The 19783-nt window shown below is 64.0% G+C and carries 12 protein-coding genes and 2 pseudogenes; 2 read left to right on the top strand and 12 right to left on the bottom strand.

Features of this window, described 5'->3' with window-relative positions; translation table 11 throughout:
- Window positions 1-20: 20 nt before the first annotated feature.
- From D8W71_RS23745 to D8W71_RS23730, 4 genes are read right to left on the bottom strand one after another with little or no spacing between them, the layout of a single operon-like run.
- A complete protein-coding gene (locus D8W71_RS23745) occupies window positions 21-719 on the bottom strand; it encodes an ABC transporter permease (RefSeq protein WP_121117136.1) in 699 nt (232 codons plus the stop codon).
- Complete coding sequence (locus D8W71_RS23740) at window positions 716-1393, bottom strand: ABC transporter permease (protein WP_121117134.1); 678 nt, start codon at window positions 1391-1393, stop codon at window positions 716-718. Before D8W71_RS23740 ends, D8W71_RS23745 begins: the two co-directional genes overlap by 4 nt.
- Window positions 1390-2568 (bottom strand): ABC transporter ATP-binding protein, encoded by a 1179-nt coding sequence (locus tag D8W71_RS23735; RefSeq protein ID WP_121117132.1) that lies wholly within the window; start codon window positions 2566-2568, stop codon window positions 1390-1392. Before D8W71_RS23735 ends, D8W71_RS23740 begins: the two co-directional genes overlap by 4 nt.
- The gene (locus D8W71_RS23730; RefSeq protein WP_121119834.1) at window positions 2568-3467 is read right to left on the bottom strand and encodes an ABC transporter substrate-binding protein; all 900 of its coding nucleotides are present in this window, start codon (window positions 3465-3467) and stop codon (window positions 2568-2570) included. The genes D8W71_RS23735 and D8W71_RS23730 overlap by 1 nt, the downstream gene beginning before the upstream one ends.
- Window positions 3468-3691: 224 nt before the next feature.
- Between D8W71_RS23730 and D8W71_RS23725 the strand changes: the two genes are divergently transcribed.
- Entirely contained in the window at window positions 3692-4582 is an 891-nt protein-coding gene (locus D8W71_RS23725) for a glycine betaine ABC transporter substrate-binding protein (protein WP_236077589.1), read from the top strand.
- Here the strand turns inward: D8W71_RS23725 and D8W71_RS23720 are convergent.
- Genes D8W71_RS23720 through D8W71_RS23710 form a run of 3 tightly spaced genes read right to left on the bottom strand, consistent with a single transcriptional unit; the run spans window position 4538 to window position 7878 of the window.
- Window positions 4538-5476, bottom strand: a complete 939-nt coding sequence (locus D8W71_RS23720) for an alpha/beta hydrolase (protein WP_121117130.1) — start codon at window positions 5474-5476, stop codon at window positions 4538-4540. The genes D8W71_RS23725 and D8W71_RS23720 overlap by 45 nt on opposite strands.
- A 6-nt stretch (window positions 5477-5482) precedes the next feature.
- On the bottom strand, window positions 5483-6316 hold the full coding sequence (locus D8W71_RS23715; protein WP_121117128.1) for an SDR family NAD(P)-dependent oxidoreductase: 834 nt from the start codon (window positions 6314-6316) through the stop codon (window positions 5483-5485).
- Window positions 6313-7878, bottom strand: coding sequence for a flavin-containing monooxygenase (locus tag D8W71_RS23710; RefSeq protein ID WP_121117126.1), 1566 nt, complete (start codon window positions 7876-7878; stop codon window positions 6313-6315). Before D8W71_RS23710 ends, D8W71_RS23715 begins: the two co-directional genes overlap by 4 nt.
- A 69-nt stretch (window positions 7879-7947) precedes the next feature.
- Between D8W71_RS23710 and D8W71_RS23705 the strand changes: the two are divergent.
- Window positions 7948-8559, top strand: a pseudogene (locus D8W71_RS23705) (TetR/AcrR family transcriptional regulator); the annotation flags it as partial.
- Window positions 8560-9067: 508 nt separating this feature from the next.
- Here D8W71_RS23705 and D8W71_RS23700 read toward each other — a convergent pair.
- The 5 genes and pseudogenes from D8W71_RS23700 to D8W71_RS23680 all read right to left on the bottom strand — a co-directional run bounded on the left by D8W71_RS23700 (window position 9068) and on the right by D8W71_RS23680 (window position 19766).
- Window positions 9068-12883 (bottom strand): multifunctional oxoglutarate decarboxylase/oxoglutarate dehydrogenase thiamine pyrophosphate-binding subunit/dihydrolipoyllysine-residue succinyltransferase subunit, encoded by a 3816-nt coding sequence (locus D8W71_RS23700; RefSeq protein WP_121117124.1) that lies wholly within the window; start codon window positions 12881-12883, stop codon window positions 9068-9070.
- 126 nt (window positions 12884-13009) lie between these two features.
- Window positions 13010-16822 carry an ABC transporter ATP-binding protein gene (locus tag D8W71_RS23695; RefSeq protein WP_121117122.1) on the bottom strand — a complete coding sequence of 1271 codons (3813 nt, stop codon included), beginning with the start codon at window positions 16820-16822 and terminating at the stop codon, window positions 13010-13012.
- Window positions 16823-16857: 35 nt separating this feature from the next.
- A complete protein-coding gene (locus D8W71_RS23690; protein ID WP_121117120.1) occupies window positions 16858-17622 on the bottom strand; it encodes an ABC transporter permease in 765 nt (254 codons plus the stop codon).
- Complete coding sequence (locus D8W71_RS23685; RefSeq protein WP_121117118.1) at window positions 17619-18827, bottom strand: ABC transporter ATP-binding protein; 1209 nt, start codon at window positions 18825-18827, stop codon at window positions 17619-17621. The genes D8W71_RS23690 and D8W71_RS23685 overlap by 4 nt, the downstream gene beginning before the upstream one ends.
- Window positions 18828-18922: 95 nt before the next feature.
- Window positions 18923-19766 (bottom strand): annotated as a pseudogene (locus D8W71_RS23680) (LLM class F420-dependent oxidoreductase).
- Window positions 19767-19783: the final 17 nt, after the last annotated feature.

The following is a 19783-nucleotide window of genomic DNA, read 5'->3' as shown; positions in this document are numbered from 1 at the left end:
CGAGCGCCCCGGAACCCGCCTTACCTGGCGGTGGTCCGGGGCGCTTTCCATGTTCGACTCAGTCGTCCGGTGCCCGGAACCGAGGCCCAGACCGCAAGAGCGAGAAGTGAATCGACGACGAGTGTGAGCGCAGCGACCAAGATCGCGCCGACGAGCACGCGGCCGTAGTCGTAGAGAGCAAGGCCGTCGAAGATGTAGCGCCCGAGCCCGCCGAGGTTGACGTAGGCGGCGATGGTCGCGGTGGCGATGATCTGAAGGGTCGTGTTGCGAAGTCCTCCGACTATGAGCGGCAGGGCATTCGGGATCTCGACTCGGAACAGCACCTGCAGCTCGGTCATCCCCATCGCTCGGGCAGCGTCGACGACATTGGCGTCGACATTCGCTATGCCCGAATAGGTTCCGGCGAGCAGCGGGGGAATGCCGAGGAGGACCAGCGCGATGATCGGGGGCATCAGGCCGAGGCCGATGACGAGCACCAGGAACACCAAAATTCCCAGGGTCGGCAGTGATCGAAGTGCGTTGACCAACCCGACCACCAAGGCCTCACCTCGGCGCAGGTGACCGATGAGCAATCCGATCGGGACAGCGATGGCCGCCGAAATCAGCACAGCGAGCAGGCTGTACCAAATGTGCTCGATGATTCGTGCGCCGATTCCGGTCGGGCCTGCCCAGTTACCGCCGTCGAAGATGTAGGAGAACGCGTCCGAGAACAGGTTCATGCCGCGGCCTTCTTGTTGGAGCTTCTCGGCTTCTTCGTAGTTCCCAACCGGGTCCACGGTGTGAGCCAACGGCCGAGCAGGTACAGGGCGGCGTCGAACACCAGAGCAAGGAAGACGATGGAGATGATGCCCGCCACTATCTGGTCGGGGTAGTCACGCTGATATCCCTGAGTGAACAGCTGACCGAGGCCGCCGATGCCGATGACCGACCCGACGGATACCAGCGAAATATTGGTGACGGCGACGACTCGGATGCCCGCGATGAGGACCGGAAGCGACAGTGGCAGTTCCACTGCCACTGCTCGTCGCAGCGGCGAATAGCCCATGGCCTCGGCCGAATCGACGACGGCGAACGGCACCGAGTCCAGCGCCTCCGGTACCGCCCTGATCAGCAGTGCGGACGAATACACCGCCAACGCGATGACGACGTTCAGCGGATCGAGGACCGGCAGACCGACTATCGCGGGAACCGCGACGAAGAGGGCAAGCGACGGAATGGTGAATGCGACGCTTGCCACGGTCAGAGTGATCTTGCGGATCCACGACGAACGCCGAATAACGGTACCGACCGGGATGGCGACGACGAGTCCGATCAGCACCGGCACGAGTGAGAGGTACAGGTGTGTCTTGGCGAGACCGAGGACGACGTCGAAGTTGTCCACCAGCCACTTCACCGGTCGGCATCCTTCTCGAAGTGATGACGGTTGCGTTCTTCGTCCTCGGACTTGCGTTGTACCGCAAGGTGTTCGAGGATCTCCGCGGCATCGACGCTGCCGACGGCCGCCCCGGTCGAATCGACCGCGACTCCGATTCCCGACGGCGAAGAGATTGCGGCGTCGAGTGCTTGACGCAGGTCGCCTCCCTCGAGGAACAGGGAACCACCCGCCGCTGTGCTCTCGTCGAGTGAGAAGCCGTCGCGCACTTTTTCGATCCCGGTGGCGTCGATCCATCCGAGCGGGCGACGCTCGGAGCTGACCACGAGAACCCACTGGCCTCGGTCCAACCGGAGACGTTTCACCTCGTCCTCGGTTGCGGTGTCGATCGGGTGCATAGTGACCGACTGAGCCGACCGGAACGACAGCCCTCGGTACCCACGATCGCGTCCGACGAAGCCGGCGACGAAAGGTGTTGCGGGTGAGGCGAGGATTGTCTGCGGGCGGTCGTACTGCTGTAGACGTCCGTGCGGGCCGAAGACTGCGATGTGATCGCCCAGGCGGACGGCCTCGTCGATGTCGTGCGTGACGAACACGATCGTCTTCTTCAGATCGGCCTGCAGGCGCAGCATTTCGGTCTGAAGATCCTCGCGGACCACCGGGTCCACCGCGCTGAACGGCTCGTCCATCAGCAGAATGGGCGGATCGGCCGCGAGCGCACGCGCAACCCCGACACGCTGCTGCTGACCGCCCGACAGTTGCGCTGGGTACCGCGATGCGAATGCGGGATCGAGGCCGACGCGTTCGAGAACGCTCAACGCCTCCTTGCGGGCAGCGCGTCTCGTCTGGCCGCGCAGCACCGGCACGGTCGCGACATTGTCGACGACCGTCCGGTGCGGCAGCAGGCCTGCGCTCTGAATGACGTAACCGATGCCCCGCCGCAGCTTCACGGCGTCGGTGTCGGCGATGTTCTTTCCGTCGACCGTGATCACTCCCGACGTGGGCGTGATCATGCGGTTGATCATCCGCATCGACGTTGTTTTGCCGCACCCGGACGGTCCGACGAACACGGTGAACGACTCGGGTTCGATCACGAGATCGAGATTCTCCACCGCGGTCGTGTGGCCGGGAGTGGAGCCTGCGGAACGACCCTGAACGTCCGGGTAGGTCTTGTTGACGCCGTCGAATGTGATCATCAGCTGACCGGCTGGTCCAGTCCCTTGTCGGCGACCCAGGCTTTGGCTGCCGCGGCCGGTTCGATCTTGGCGTCACCCGATACCGAGGTGTTCAGTGCGATCAACTCGTCCGTCGTGATCTGTGCCGACACGGCGTCGAGCACCTCGGTCAGCTTGTCGGACTGCTTCGACGTACGCAGGACGGGGATGACGTTCTGCGCGGCGAAGTTGTTCTCGGGGTCTTCGAGCACCACTAGATCGTTCTGGGCGATCGAGGGCGCCGTCGTGAAGATATCGGCAGCCAGGACATCGCCGTTGACCAGTGCCTGCACCGTCGCAGGTCCTCCGCCGTCGTTGATCGAGACGTAGTTCTGCGGCGCGATGGCGAGGCCGTACTTGGACTCGAGCCCCGGCAGACCTCCAACACGTTCCTGGAACTCGGGAGTGCCGGCGAACTTCAGCTCGGCGGAGAAGGGCGCGAGGTCGCCGATCGTCGTGAGATTGCGTTCCGTCGCGGTTGCCCGTGTCACGACGACGGCGTCTTTGTCTTCACCGGGGGCCTGGGCGGTGATGGTCAGATCGTCGCCGAGCGCTTCGGGTAGTGCCGCGAGAATGTCCTCGGAGGACGTCGCGGTAGCGGATTCGTCCAAGTACTGAAGAAGATTGCCCGTGTAATCGGGAATGAGGTCGATCGATCCGTCGCGTACTGCCGGGATGTACGCCTCGCGGCTGCCGATGTTGAGCTTGGTGCTCACTTCGAAGCCGTTGGCGCGCAATGCTTCTGCGTAGATGTTGGCGACGGTCTCGGACTCCGGGAAGTTGGCGGAGCCGATGACGATCGAATTCGGGTCGGTGTTCGTGTCGTCACCACCGCCGGAGGAGAGGGGATCGCTGTTTCCACCGCACGCGGCCAGGGCCATGGCCGAGACGGACAGCGCAGCGATGACTCGCGTAGTTCTGGAGACGTTCAAGGGGATCCCTTTCGATCGGCAGCGCTTCTCGGGCGGCTGACGGCGGGTCGCTGGGACGTGGACGAACAGGAGTTACAAGCATAGTCATAGGGTTGGTACGAAGATCGGCTCGTTCGCTCTAGTTCCCGGCGAACGGAATCGGTAAACCTGCTCCGGCGAGCAGGTGGAACGGAGTGAGCGTGTTTGCGACGCGTCTGAGGTGGCTCGCTGGTGCGTCGGTGCTCGTCATGGCACTGGCAGGCTGCAGCGCTGGGCCATCCGGCCGATCCGAGGTGATCGTAGGCGCTGGCAACGGCGTCGAGAGCCAGTTGCTTGCGCACATCTACGCAGGCGCCATTCGATCCGCCGGTGTCACGGTGGACGTCGAGTCGGGGTTGGGCGGACGAGCGGACTATCTGGAGGCTCTCGACCGCGGCGAGGTCACGTTGGTGCCCGACTTCACCGGGGCGTTGTTGAACCAGTTCGATTCGCAATCCGGGGCAACGGAGGCAGAGGACGTCTTCGTCGACCTGAACAGGTCGTTGCCCGAGGGGTTGTCGGTGGGCGACTATGCCCTGGCCGAGGATCGGACGGCCCTTGCCGTGTCGCCGACGGGTCCTCTTGCCGAACTGTCGACGATCTCGGACTTCGTGGACAAGCGTGGAACTGCGAAGTGGGGAGTCGTCGGCGATCCACCGAAACCAGACCCGTTGGAGGTCGGTATGCGTCTGGCGCCGCCCGGAACGGGAGCTGGGTTCGAGGACATTGCCGTCTATGCAAACGCTCAGGACGCCGTCGACGCGCTGGACTCGGGCGAGGTCGAGGCGCTGGCCTTCACGACGGCCTCTTTCGGGCCGTTGGCCGCCGACCTCACCACACTCGAAGACGACGAGAGCGTGTTTCCTGCGCAGAACGTCGTTCCGCTGATTCGCGCCGGCTCACTGGACGACGCGGCTATCGCGACCCTGAGCGTCGTCGCCGGTGAACTGACGACAGCGGACCTCGCCGACATGATCGGCGAGGCCCGCGGTGGCGGCGACTCAGGCGATATCGCTGCGCGTTGGCTCGGGGAGCACAACCTCTGACTTGTCGAGGCGTGCCGCAAGGAACGAACCCATATGGTGGACGGCCCGCGCTGCCTCGCGGAGGATCGACGCCTGCAAATGGGCTACGTGCCACAACTTTTCGTACTCGACGTAGTTCACCTCGACGCCCGAGAGCAGTAGTTTCTCGTGGAACGCGACGATCTGCGGGTACAGAACCTCCGCCGTACCCACATGCATCACGATCGGAGGGAGGCCGGTGAGATCGCCTTGGAGAGGAGCGAACCCCTGATCCAGGGGATCGCCGTCGCCGAGATACGCCTCGGCCGCAGCGTAGGACCACGCCGTGTTCACCACGATGTCGCGATCGAACTGTGCGTCGCGAGCGCCCGGATCGACCCAGGGTGAGATCAAACCGAGAGCAGCAGGGCTCACGCCGTCGTCGACGAGGTGTCGAGCGGTAGCGACGGTCAGTCCGCCGCCGGCGGAATCACCTGCGATCGCAACGCGATCGGCGGAGTAGCCGTGAGACTTGATCAGCTCACGGTAGGCCGCGACGGCGTCGTTGAGGCCAGCTGGATACGGGTTCTCCGGCGCGAGCCGGTAGTCGAGAACGTATACCGCGCTCGACGATTCGCGAGCCAAGTGAGCGGCGAGCGACCGATGCGTGGCCATCGACCCGATCGTGTACGCACCGCCGTGCAGGTAGAGCACCGCGGTCGTGCGTTCGGTGGCGCCGACGGTGACGCGCTCTGCCCGCCGTCCGGCGAGCATGAGTGGCTGCACCACAGTGCCTTCCGGCAGCGTCTGGATCGGTGCGGCGAGGTTCAAGAGCGTGCGTTGGACCGTGAAGGGGAACTTCGCATACAACGCGACGCGGTAGAACGGCTTCAGTGCGGCTGCGACGAGCGGAAGCGGAAGGTAGAAGGACTTCACGGCTGTCTACTTCTTCTTCGGCATAGCGCGGCCAGCGATCGTCGCGATGACCCGCTGGTATTTCGAGCCGGTGATGCGCTGGAGCAGGTCCAGTGCGATGGCGTCGGAACCGATGAGTACGCGTCCCTTGCCCTTTTCGACGCCTTTGAGGATCGTCTTGGCGGCTTGATCGGGAGTGGTTTTCGCGAGCTTCGAGTCGAAGAACTTGGCTACCGACTGCTGGTCGTAGTTCTCGGCGACTGTCGCATTGCGTGCGATAGCGGTCTTGATTCCACCCGGGTGCACGACGGTCATCTTTACCGGCGCCTTGGCGATCAGCAGCTCGATGCGCAGCGCTTCGCTGAATCCGCGAACGGCGAACTTGGCTGCGTTGTACGCGGCCTGCGACGGCATGGCCAGCAACCCGAACAGGCTGGAGATGTTGATGATGTGGCCGTCGCCCGACTCCTGCAGGTGCGGGATGAAAGCCTTGGTGCCGTTGACGACTCCCCAGAAGTCGACGTCGACGATGCGCTCGATGTCCTTGAACGATGATTCTTCGACATCACCGTGGTACGCGATACCGGCGTTGTTGTAGATCTGGTTGATCTTGCCGAATCTGGTTTTCACGGTCTCGGCGTAATCGAGGACGGTCTCACGCTGCGTCACGTCGAGGAACTGCGATTCCACCTCGCCGCCGAGGGCTTCGACCTGACGGACCGTTTCGGCAAGTCCGTTCACATCGACATCCGACAACGCCAACTTGGCGCCGCGCTGAGCGAGGTTGAGGGCCAGCGCGCGGCCGATCCCCGAACCGGCGCCGGTGACGACGGCAACTTTGCCTACGAATGCTGTGCTCACTGTGCTGCTACCTCGATGTCGTTGTCGGTGGTGGCGCCGACGGCTGGTGTCGGGAGATCGGCTGCCGCGACGCTACGGTACGCCGCGAGGTCGAAGTTTCTGGTGATCGCACGGAATCGGAACGTGAAGTCCGGCCACAGGGTGGTGTTGTTCCCGTGCTTGTCCAAGTACCAACTGGCGCAACCACCGTTCATCCAGACGCTGTCCGCCATTCGGTTCTGCAGGTCGGCGTTGTACTCGTCCTGCACGTCCTTGCGGACTTCGATCTGTCCGATGTCGTGCTTTTCGATCGTGTCCAACGCATCGACGACGTAGTTGAGCTGCGACTCGATCATGAACACCATCGAGGTGTGTCCCAGGCCGGTGTTGGGTCCGACGAGGAAGAACATGTTGGGGAAGCCTGCGACCGCGGCACCCTTGTAGCCCTGCTGGCCTTCTTCCTCGAACGTCTGCGCAAGCGTCTTGCCGCCAGTTCCGTATATGCCCTGGTAGGCGGGCGAGTCCGTGACGTGGAACCCGGTCGCGACGACGAGGGCGTCGATCTCGCGCTCGGTGCCGTCGGCGCTGACGATCGAGTTCGCCTTGACCTCGGCGATGCCGTCGGTCACCAGATCGACGTTGTCGCGGTCGAGCGCTGGGTAGTACGCGTTGGAGATGAGCATGCGCTTGCAGCCGATGCGGAAGTTCGGTGTGACCTTCTTGCGCAGCGACTTGTCCGTGATGCCCTTGTTGATCTGCTGCTTGGCGATCAACTCGAAGATGCGCATCAGGGCCGGCTTCTTGGCCAGGCCGACGACCTGTGTCTCGCGTGCGGCGTAGATGGCGGTGCGGGACAGACGCTGGAATCCGGGAATGCGCTTGAACGCGAACTTTTCGAGACCGGTGTACTCACGGTCGAAGCGGGGGAGGATCCACGGCGCGGTGCGCTGGTAGACGTCGAGGTGCTTCACCTTGTCCGCGATTGCCGGCACGATCTGGATCGCCGACGCGCCGGTGCCGATGACGGCGACGCGCTTGCCTTGGAGCGATACGTCGTGGTTCCACTGTGCGGAGTGGAAGACGTCGCCCTCGAAGCCTTCGATGCCTTTGATCGGGGGCAGGTTCGGCTCGCACAGTGCGCCGACGGCCGTCACGACAACCTTCGCGGTGTATTCGCCGGTGCTGGCGACGATGTTCCAGCGGCGGGTGTTCTCGTCCCAGGTGACCGAGGTGACGTCGGAGTCGAATACGTGCTTGTCGAGCACGTTGTACTTACGGGCGACCGACGAGATGTACTTCTGGATCTCCGGCTGAGTCGAGAACGACCGAGTCCAGTCGGGGTTGAGCGCGAACGAGTAGGAGTACAGGTGCGAGGGCACGTCGCACGCTGCGCCCGGGTACGTGTTGTCACGCCACGTGCCGCCGACATCGCTGCCGCGCTCGAGTACCAGGAAGTTGTTCTTGCCCTTCTGGGTCAGCTTGATGGCCAACCCAAGACCGGCGAAGCCGCTGCCGATGATGACTGTGTCGACCTGGCGCGGCGCCGTCACGCGCTCCGAAGTATCTGTTACGGAAAGACTCATGCAGGTGAGCGTAGGAGCTTATTGAGTGTGAGTCAATAGTTATTGACTAACATTCAGTAAGCTGGTTGCATGGCCGGTGTGAACAACCCAGCAATCAAGAGAACGCGCATGAGCCCGGACGAGCGGCGTGCGCAGCTCATCGAGCTCGGCACGGAAATGCTGGCGGACCGGCCTCTGGAGCAGATATCGGTCGAGGACATTGCCGACCAGGCAGGCGTGTCGCGCGGTTTGCTGTTCCACTACTTCTCGTCCAAGCAGGACTTTCACCTCGCAATCGTGCGCGAAGCGAGCAAGACGATGCTCGAACGCACGGCGCCTGACATGACGCTCGATCCGTACGAAATCCTCAGAGAGTCCATCGCGAACTACGTCGACTACGTCACCGAGAACCGCGACACGTTCATTTCACTGTTGCGAGGCTCGGCCACCGGCGACCAGGACATGCGCGAGGTGTTCGAACAGACACGAAGCACAATGGCCGACCGCACCGTCGTCAACCTCTACAAGCTCGACGTGGAAGCCAACCCCACCACCGAACTCGCCGTTCGAGGATGGATCGCCTTCGTCGAAGAGACCACCATCACCTGGCTCCGTGACCCCAGCATCTCCCGCGACGAGCTCATTCAGCTCAACGTCGGCGCACTCCCGGCCGTCGCCCTTGCGCCGAACATGATCGCCGCACCTCGGGGCAGGGGCAGGGCAGGGCTGGGGCTAGGGCTGCGGCGGAATAGTGCCCGTCCGCCTGCTCGCACGCTCGGCCGTCTGCCTGCACGCGCGCTCGGCCGTCCGCCTGCCTGCGCGCTTGAATGGACCGCAGTAGCCATCTGTTCGTATGAATGGACCATCCGAGCGATGCTGGGTTCGGACTCAGGGGTGACCGAATGAGTCATTCGCTCACCCGATGATTGTGTCGCACCCTTTTCGGTTGTTCGCACTGGTTGCAACGTGAGCGGTTGTCTGGAACGAGTGCGGTTGCGGCTGGGGTTGCCGGAATGGGTGCGATTCCCGGTGCGAAGTGACCGAAACAGACTGTGAGTGACCGAAACAGACATTCGGTCACTCTGAGTGACCGAATGAGTCGTTCGGTCGACCCGGTACACCCCGAAACGCCGAACGGCGCACCCAGCCACCCGTGAGGTGACCGAATACGCCGTTCGCTCCGGCCGAAACCGGGTGAAACTGCCTAGATCTACTCGCCGACGCCCGCGAAGGCCTCGTCGATGATTTCGAGTTGCTCGACAGCGTGCACCTTGCTCGAACCCGACGACGGTGCAGACATCGCACGACGCGACACGCGCTTGATGTTGCTCAGCACGTCGGGCATGAGCTCCGGGAATGCCAGGCCGAAGAACGGCCACGCACCCTGGTTTGCCGGCTCCTCCTGGACCCAGCGGAACTCGGTGGCGTTCGGGTAGCTGTTGATCGCCTCGGTGATCCGACGGGTCGGAACCGGGTACAGCTGCTCGATGCGCACGATGGCGACGTCTTCGCGGTTGTCCTTCTGCTTGCGGGCGAGAAGCTCGTAGTAGAGCTTGCCGCTCACCATCAGGACGCGCTTGACCTTGCTGCGATCACCGGTGCCGGTGTCGTAGGTCGGTTCGTCGAACACCGAGTGGAACTTGCCGTCGGTGAAGTCCTCGATGTTGGACACCGCGGCCTTGTTGCGGAGCATCGACTTCGGGGTGAAGACGATGAGCGGGCGACGAATTCCATCGCGTGCGTGACGACGCAGCAGGTGGAAGTAGTTCGCCGGCGTCGACGGAACGGAGACGGTCATCGAGCCCTCGGCGCACAGCGTCAGGAAGCGCTCGATGCGGCCCGACGTGTGGTCCGGTCCCTGGCCCTCGTGGCCGTGCGGCAGCAGCAGAACGACGTCGGAGAGCTGACCCCACTTGGCCTCACCGGAACTGATGAACTCGTCGATGATGGACTGAGCGCCGTTGACGAAGTCGCCGAACTGCGCTTCCCACAACACGAGTGCGTCCGGGTTGCCCACGGAGTAGCCGTATTCGAATCCGACAGCCGCGAACTCGCTGAGCGCGGAGTCGTACACCATGAACTTGCCGGGGTTCTCGCTGCCGATGTTGTGCAGCGGGGTGTACTCGGCGCCCGTCTTGCGGTCGATGATGACCGAATGGCGCTGGGTGAACGTGCCGCGACGGGTGTCCTGGCCCGAGAAACGAATATTGCGTCCCTCGTCCACGAGCGACCCGAGTGCGAGCAGCTCGCCGAACGCCCAGTCGACCTTGCCCTCGTACGCCATCTCGCGGCGCTTCTCGAGGACCGGCTTGACGCGCGGGTGCACGTTGAAGCCGTCGGGAACCTCGAGGAAGGCGTCGCCGATGCGATGCAGGATCGACTTGTCGACTGCCGTTGTGAGCTTGGCAGGCAACTGCTGATCGAGCTCGACGGACTCGCTGGGCTCGGGGGTGTACTTTTCGAGCTCGCGAACCTCGTTGAATACGCGTTCGAGCTGGCCCTGGTAGTCGCGAAGTGCGTCCTCTGCCTCTTTCAGGGAGATGTCGCCGCGACCGATGAGGGATTCGGTGTAGCTCTTGCGGACGCTGCGCTTGGTGTCGATGACGTCGTACATCGCCGGCTGCGTCATCGAGGGGTCGTCGCCCTCGTTGTGTCCACGCCTGCGGTAGCAGATCATGTCGATGACGACGTCCTTGTTGAACTTCTCGCGGAAGTCGACTGCGAGCTGTGCGACGCGCACACATGCTTCCGGGTCGTCACCGTTGACGTGGAAGATCGGCGCACCGATCATCTTGGCGACGTCGGTGCAGTACTCGGACGAGCGCGAGTGCTCGGGTGCGGTTGTGAAGCCGACCTGATTGTTGACGACGATGTGCACGGTGCCACCGGTGCGGTAACCGCGCAGCAGTGCAAGGTTCAGCGTTTCCGCGACGACGCCCTGGCCTGCGAATGCCGCATCACCGTGGAGCATCAGCGGTAGGACGGAGAATCCGCCTTCGCCGGCACCCTTGTCGAGCAGATCCTGCTTCGCGCGAACGAGTCCCTCGAGGACCGGGTCGACGGCCTCGAGGTGGGACGGGTTGGCGGTCAGCGAGACTGCGATGTCGTTCTCGCCGAACATCTGGATGTACGTGCCCTCGGCGCCGAGGTGGTACTTCACGTCGCCGGAGCCGTGAGCGGCAGCCGGGTTCATGTTGCCCTCGAACTCGGTGAAGATCTTCGAGTACGGCTTGCCGACGATGTTGGCCAGCACGTTCAGACGGCCACGGTGAGGCATACCGATGACGACCTCGTCGAGCGAATGCTCGGCACTCTGGTCGATGACGGCATCCATCATCGGGATGACCGACTCGGCACCTTCGAGCGAGAAGCGCTTCTGACCGACGTACTTGGTCTGCAGGAAGGTCTCGAACGCTTCTGCGGCGTTGAGCTTGCTCAGAATGTACTTCTGCTGTGCCACAGTCGGTTTGACGTGGGTGGCCTCGACGCGTTCCTGCAGCCAAGCGACCTGATCGGTCTCGAGGATGTGGGTGTACTCGACGCCGACGTGGCGGCAGTAGGAGTCACGTAGGACGCTGAGTACGTCGCGCAGACGCATCTTGTCCTTGCCGTGGAATCCGCCGACCTTGAATTCGCGGTCGAGGTCCCAGAGCGTCAGGTCGTGGCTGATCACGTCGAGATCCGGATGCATCCGGAACTTGTCCTTCGTGAACTGCAATGGATCCGTGTCGGCCATGAGGTGGCCGCGGTTGCGATACGCCGCGATGAGCTCGAGCACACGGGTGTTCTTGTCGACCGTGCCCTCGGGCAGATCCTTGCGCCAGCGGATCGGCTCGTACGGGATCTTGAGCGAGTGGAAGATCTCGTCGTAGAACTCGTCCGAGATCAGCAGGTTGTGGATCGTGCGAAGGAAGTCGCCCGACTCGGCACCCTGGATGATGCGGTGGTCGTACGTCGAGGTCAGCGTCATGAGCTTGCCGACGCCCAGTTCGGCGAGACGTTCGTCGCTCGCACCCTGGAACTCGGCCGGGTACTCCATGGCGCCGGCACCGATGATGGCGCCCTGACCGTTCATCAGGCGCGGGACCGAGTGCACGGTTCCGATTCCGCCGGGGTTGGTCAGCGAGAGCGTGACGCCCTGGAAGTCCTCACCGGTGAGCTTGCCGTCGCGAGCGCGACGCACGATGTCCTCGTACGCGTTGTAGAACTGCGTGAACGAGAACTCCTGCGTGTTCTTGATGGCGGCGACGACGAGATTGCGGCTGCCGTCCTTGCCCTTCAAATCGATTGCCAGACCGAGGTTGGTGGCAGCCGGCGTGACCGCGTTCGGCTTGCCGTCGATCTCGGCGAAATGGCGGTTCATGTTCGGGAACGCCTTGACGGCCTGCACGATGGCGTAGCCGAGCAGGTGCGTGAACGAGATCTTGCCGCCCCGCGTACGAGCGAGGTGGTTGTTGATCACCAGGCGGTTGTCGACCATGAGCTTGGCCGGAATTGCGCGGACGCTGGTCGCAGTCGGGATCTGCAACGACGCCGACATGTTCTTCGCAACGGCCGCAGCAGCACCACGGAGGACCTTGGACGATTCCTCTGCGGCAGCGGCAGCGGCAGCGGGCTTCGCAGCGGATGCGGACGGGTTGGCTCCCGCAGCCTTCGACGTAGCGGGCTTCGCGGTCGGCGCAGGCTTCTCGGCAGCGGCCTTCGGTGCCTCGGCCTCGGCCGCAGGCTTTGCAGCGGTCTTCGGCTCAGCCTTGGCGGCGGTCTTCGGCTCGGCCTTGGGTGCGGCTGCCTTGGGCGCGGCGCTCTTGGGCTCAGCGGTCTTGGGTGAGGACTTGCCGTTGGCGGCGGGCGCACTTCCGTTCGGAACTGATGCGGTCTCGTCACCCGCCGGCGCGTCCGGGTCGTAATCGGTGAGGAATTCGTGCCAGCTGGCGTCGACCGAGGACGGGTCGTCCTTGAATCGCTGGTACATCTCGTCGACCAGCCATTGATTTTGTCCGAATTGGGTAGTGGAGCTGCTGCTCACGGCAGTAGTTCGCCTCGATTCTTCTCTTCGTTCCCGATGAAACGCGCGTACACCCCCAGGCTAGACCTCATTGAGGTAGAGCGAACGTCCGGGACGTAGCTGTGGTATGTACTCGCGAGTAACTTTTCAACTGGTACTGACGACTCCTTGGTATATCGAATTATCGCTGCCGGATGTTTCGGCCGCATCCCACAAGCGCGCATAGAAGCCTCCGCGCGCTCTCAGGTCATCGTGCTTGCCGGTCTCGACTACGCGTCCGTGGTCGACGACGACGACCAGATCGGCAGTGGCTGCAGTAGCGAGTCGGTGGGCGACGACCACGGCGGTGCGTGTGCGGAGTACACGTCGACTCGCGTCGAGGACCGTCCTCTCGGTGGCTGGATCGAGAGTTGCGGTGGCCTCGTCCAGGAGCAGCACATCGGGGTCGACCAATTCGGCTCTGGCCAGCGCGATCAGCTGACGTTGGCCAGCCGACAGCCCCTGCCCGCGTTCGCCGACAGGCTGTCTCATGCCACCGCGAAGGGCGGCAATGGTGTCCAGAGCGCCGACGGCTCGCGCTGCGTTCTCGATCTCCGTACGCGACGCGTCCGGCTTGCCGAACGCAATGTTCGACGCGACGTCGCCGGTGAAAAGATGGGCTTCCTGCGGCACGACGCCCAGTCTGTGTCGGTACTCCGAGAGCGTGTAGTCCCGGAGATCGGTGCCGTCGACGCGAACCGATCCGGTCGTCGGATCGTAGAACCGTGCGAGCAGTTTCACGACTGTGGACTTGCCTGCTCCGGTCTGACCGACGAGCGCGACGGTGGCGCCCTGGGGGATTGTGAGATTCACCTCAGTGAGCGCGTCGGTGTCGGATCCGGCATATCTGAAGCCCACATTGTCGAAGTGAAGGTCGCCTCGAAGGCCGCCGCCGGGGATAGCGGCGGCATCGGAATTGGAGGCGGCATCGATCGAACTCGGGGTTCGAAGCAGATCGCCGATTCGGCTGACTCCGACACGGGCCTGCTGGTATCCGTCGAACACCTGAGACAGCTGCTGGATCGGTCCGAACAACAGCCCGAGATACAGCACGAACGCCACGAGTGTGCCGGCCGAGGCGTTGCCGGTGGAGACCTGATGAGCCCCGACGAAGACGACCAACGCGAGGGCGAGATCGGACAGGAAAGTGATGAACGGGAAGAACACCGAGACGGCTCGCTGTGACCGCATGCGACTGACGCGGTAGCGGTCGGCTCGCTGGGTGAACCGGTCTGCAGCGAACTGCTCGCGGCGATAGGCCTGCGCGGAGCGGAGACCGGCGATGTTCTCCTGGAAGTCGGCGTTGACGGCGGAAATCCGCTCCCGCGACTCGGAGTACGCCGCCGACGAGATCTTGCGGAAGACGAGGGTCGCGACGATCAAGGGCGGAACGACGGCTAGAGCGACGAGGCCGAGAGCGAAGTCCGTGATCAGCAGCGCAGCCGAGATCCCGAGCACGGTGATGAGGCTGACCACCGCAGTCGACGCACCGGTTTGAATGAACGTGGACAGCGCGTCGACGTCGGTCGTCATCCGGGTCATGATGCGGCCGGACAGCTCGCGTTCGTAGTAGTCGAGACCGAGTCGCTGGATGTGTGCGTAGCTTCTCACCCGGAGGCCGAACAGAACCCGCTCCCCGGCACGCGCGGTGATGGTGGTCGTCGCCGCGATGACGAACCAGCCCGCGACTGCGAGTGCGACGCCGATGGACGTGGCTGTCCACAGCGCGCCCGCATCGCCGCGCGAGACTCCGTCGTCGACTGCGAATCGGACGATGGACGGGAATGCGATCGAAGCGAGGGAGTCGAGAGCGAGGAGCACGACGACGGCGATCAGAAGTGTCCGGACGGGAGAGAGGAGGCGCGAGATTCGAAAATGTGGATCTGCCACGCGAAGGCTGGGCGACGAGGCCACCGGGTGCTCATCGGCCGGAGGCAGGGCTGCGACTGCTGCGCGCAGCCCCGGCGTCGAGACTGCGTTGCCCAGCGCCCCCGCGACGGGCCCGCCGCCGCCGGAGACCTGCGTACGCGTCGTCTGCGCATCCGTGGCCTCCTGGTCGGCGTCCGGCCACAGCGTGCCGGTACCACCGATGCTGCCGGTACCGGCAATGCTGGATGTGTCGTCGTGGTCGGATTCCGCTGAGCGCACGGGCGCGGAGGAGACCGATTCCTCGTCGACATCGGCTGCGAGAAGCTGCCGGAACAGCGGGCATCGCTCGTCGAGTTCGTCGACGGTCCCGATATCGATGATGCGGCCTTCGTCGAGCACTGCGACACGGTCGGCGAGGGACAGCGTCGACCGGCGGTGCGCGAGAACGACCGTCGTGCGGCGACGCAGGTGCTTGAGCGCGGTGAAGATCTTGGCTTCCGTTGCGGCGTCGACCGCAGATGTTGCGTCGTCGAGTATGAGTATTCGCGGATCGGTGAGCAGTGCCCGGGCAAGTGCGATGCGTTGGCGCTGACCGCCGGACAGCGTGAGCCCACGCTCGCCGACGATGGAGTCGTACCCCTCGGGCAATGCCTCGATGAACTCGGCGGCCTCCGCTAGCCCGGCGGCATCTCGGATCTCCTCTGCGGTGGCGTCGGGACGCCCGAGCGCGATGTTCGCGGCGATCGTGTCCGAGAACAGGAACGGTTCGTCGAAGACCAACCCGACTGCCTCACGCAATTGCTCGGCGCTCACACGATCGACGTCGAATCGCTGTCCGTCCGCGGTGAGCGCGACCGATCCGTCACGCGCGCTGTAGAAGCGGGGGAGAAGCAACGACAGCGCAGTTTTGCCGGCTCCCGCTCGTCCGACGATTGCCACACTTTCGCCCGCTGAGACGGTCAGGTCGAACGACTTCAAGACGTCGCGGTCGGGCTCGAAACCGAAGGTGACTCCGGCTAGGTCGATTCCGAGTGGGCCGTCGGGCAGCCGAGAAGGGTGTGTGGGTTCGGGAACCGACGGTTCGGTGTCGATGACCCCGTAGACACGCTCGACTGCGGCGCGCGACAGCTGCGCAAGGATGACGACGGACGACAGTGTTCGGGTAACCGCGGACAGCGTTGCGACGTAGGTGGCGAACGCGAGAAACGTGCCGATGGTGATGTGCCCCTGCATGGCGAGGTACCCGCCGAGCGCGATGACCCCGACCAATCCGAGTTGCGGTATTGCGGCCATCGACGGCGAGAATCGTGCGTTGATCTTGGCGGACCGCATCCGTTCCGCGAACAGTGTCCGTCCGAGTGACTCCAGTCTGTCGACTGCCCAGGATTCGCGGCCGAAGCCTTTGACGACGCGAACACCCGTCACCGTTTCTTCGACATGCTGAGCGAGATCGGCTGCCCGCTGCTGGGCGGACCAGGTTGCGGCATAAAGAGTGGGACGGATTCGGTACACCACCAACGACACCGCAGGCACGATGAGCAGGGCGACAAGGGTGAGAATCGGGGAAAGGTATGCCATCACGACCAGCGCGAGGACGAACTGCAACAGAGCGCCCGCTGCCAGTGGCACCATGGCGAGCAGGCCTTGCACCAGCTGCAGATCGGTGATGGACCGCGAGACCACCTGACCGGTGCGTATTTCGTCCTGGCGTCGCCCGTCGAGACGTTGCAGTGAGCCGAGCAACCCCAGCCGCAGATCGTGTTGCACGTCGATCGACAGCTTGCCCGCCAGAAGCCGCCGACCGTACTGGCACCCGAACCGCACGACGGCGAGGCCTGCGATGGCCGACGCGACCACTTTGATCGCACTGCTGTCGCCTGCACCTGCGTCGTCCACTGCGATCCGCGTCAGCAGAGGGAACGAAATGTCGATGGCGGCGGCGATCATGGTGACCACCAGCGCGCCCGCTGCCGTTCTGCGATGGATCCAGCACTGAGCTGCGAGTCGACGTATCCATCCCGTCGGGGGCTGCGCGCTACCGATTTTCGCCATCGAAACGAACGGTAGTCCGTGCTACCGACAGACCCTCAGTTGATGTCGCGCTCCCTCGTCCTGAGCCATCCGGTGGCGAGTGCGATCGCTGCCCACAGCGTCAGACTGATCGGTGCCCACGGCCAGGTCGTGAACCCGCCGGTGTCGTCCAAGTTTCCTGCCGCGGTGACCGCCATGGTCAGTGCAGCGGGGGTGACGTACCAGGCGCCCTCGATTCCGAGGCCCGACAGAATTCCCAGGGTGATCAGTTCGCCGACGGGGAACCAACCGACGATGATGATCGACGGCCATGTGGGCGAGCCGAAGAGGAGGCCGAGGCCCGAACCGATGATCGACCACAGGACGATGGCGAACAGGCCTGCAGCGACGTAGGACATCGTGTCTCCGGTCAAGGAGAACCGACCAGCTGTGAACAACAGCAGACACACGATGCTGACGATCGACACCACGAGTCCGTATCCGAGCGCGAACAGAGCAGTGACCAGAACTTTCGCACCGATGATTCGATCACGGCCGGATGTGGTGAGGAACGACGTGGTGATCGTGTCGTGTCGAAATTCGGTGCCGGCGTTGACCGCGGAGAACACTGCCGCGAACACCATGGCGAATCCGAGCGCAACGAAGAGGCCGGCGGCGATGATCCCGTCGACGTCCCCGCCGGTCAGCTCGTCCGCGCCGGTCGCGACCGCTGACGAGATCGCGCTTGCGCAAACACCGACGAACACGGGGGGTAGAGCCAGGGCCCACCAGAATTTGAGCGTGGTGACCTTGCGAATTTCGGATGTCAGGAGAGAGTTCATCGCCGGCCCCCGTCCCAGCTTGTCGGACCGGGCTGATCCGTCGACGGGCCGTAGCCCTGTGATGGTGAGCCCTGTGATGGTGAGCCCTGTGCCGGCGAGCCCTGCGGTGGCGGGTATCCCTGCGGGGGTTGGTAGCCCAGCGGTCGTTGGTAGGCAGAACTCGGCCCGTACCCCGGGGCGGGAGCGTATCCCGGGGGCGGTCCGTAACCCGGGGCAGTCGGATAGCCCGGGGCAGTCGGATAGCCGGGGGCAGTCGGATAGCCCGAGGGCGGCCCGTAGCCAGGCGATGGTGCAGCGAACTGGCCTGCCGTCATGGAAAGGAACACCTGCTCGAGATCGACGTGTTCGTGGGTGGTCCCGAACACGGTCACCGCGGCGTCTGTTGCGACGCTAGCGATGGTGTCGCCGTCACTGCCTGCGACGGCGAGTCGACCGTCGGGCAGAAACTGGGTGTTGGTGACGCCACGGGATGCCAGAGCCAAGGCGAGCGCCGCCGGATCGGACACCGTGACGAGAATTCGACTCGGCCTCGATGCGCGGAGCGTTTCGATGCTGCCCTGGTAGACGAGCGATCCGGCGCTGACGATCACCAGGTTGTCCACGGTCGCTTCGACCTCGCGGAGGAGGTGGCTCGAGATCAGGACGGTCCGACCGCTCGACGCGAAGGACTTCAAGAAGTCGCGCAACCAGGCGATGCCTTCGGGATCGAGTCCGTTGGCAGGCTCGTCGAGAACCAGGATCTCCGGATCGCCGAGCAGGGCGGTGGCCAATGCCAGCCGTTGCCGCATACCGAGGGAGAACGCGCCGACCTGGCGCCGCGCTGCATCCGCTAGTCCGACCAGGCGAAGTACGTCGTCCGCACGGGAATCGGGCACGCCGATCGCCGAGGCGAAGATGCCCAGATGGCCTACCGCGGTGCGCTTGGGGTGCAGGCTGCGTGAGTCCAGAACGGCGCCGACAGTCTTCGCTGGATTGGTCAGCGCGGAGAACGGCGCGCCCGCGACAAGGCCGATTCCCGCTGTCGGTTTCGACAAGCCCAAGATCAATCGCAGCGTGGTCGTCTTCCCCGAGCCATTCGGACCCAGGAACCCGGTGATGGACCCTCGTGGCACGGCGAAAGTCAGATCCGACACAGCTCGAATCGTTCCGAAGCTCTTGGTGAGGCCGTGCGTCTCGAGTGCGTTACCGCCGAAGCCGTACGTCATATGTGCGATTCCCCCGACCGATGAGATTGCCGTACCGGGCCGGATGATCCGGCCCGGTACGAGATTACGGGTTCTACGGTCGGTTCCGGTGTCACCTACCGGTGGAGAAACGCGGCTGCGACCTCTCGGTAGGTGCGCGACGGGTCGTCACCGTCGGGCAGGGAATGCAACGTCACATGGGATGCACCAGCAGTAATGTGCTCGCGGAGTCGTTCGGCGATGGCGTTGGCGTCACCGTGCGCCACCAGGGCGTCGATGAGTCGGTCGCTTCCCCCGTTTCCGATCTCGGAGTCGCTGTACCCCAACCGCTTCAAGTTGTTGGTGTAGTTGCGCAGCTGCAGATAAGGATTGTTCACCGGTGGTCGGCCGATTTCGCGAGCCTTCGCCGGGTCGGTCTCGAGGACGGCCTTGTGCTCGGGTGCGAGGATCTTGTCCAGACCGAGTATCTCGCGGGCCTCGGCGGTGTGCTCCGGCGTCGTCAAGTAGGTGTGCACCTGCGGTTCGGTCGGCTGCGAGCTTCAGCACCTTCGGCCCGAGGGCAGCGAGCACTCGCCTCGACGCGGGGACGCCGCCCTCGTCGAGAGCGTCCAGATATTCGACCAGGGCGTCGTACGGTTTCCGGTACTCCTGCGTCGCTTCGGGATGTCCGGCTCCGATGCCGAGGAGGAAGCGTCCGGGATGCTTCTTGTCGATGCGGTGGTACGACTCGGCTACCTCGGGTGCGGCTGCGGACCAGATGTTGACGATTCCGGTTGCGACGATGACGGATTCGGTGGCGTCGAGAACCTCTTCCACGGACGTCAGATCAGCCGGAGGCGATCCGCCCAGCCAGATCGTGCCGTAGCCCGAGGATTCGATCAGCCGCGCCAGCTCGGGCGGGATTCCCGAGAAATGACGCCAAATTCCGAGTGTGCCGGTCTCTGGTGTGTCGGTGCTCATACCTTCCCCCAACGCTC

The organism is Rhodococcus sp. P1Y (genome assembly GCF_003641205.1).
Lineage (GTDB): Bacteria > Actinomycetota > Actinomycetes > Mycobacteriales > Mycobacteriaceae > Rhodococcoides.
This window is presented reverse-complemented; position numbering and strand designations above follow the sequence as displayed.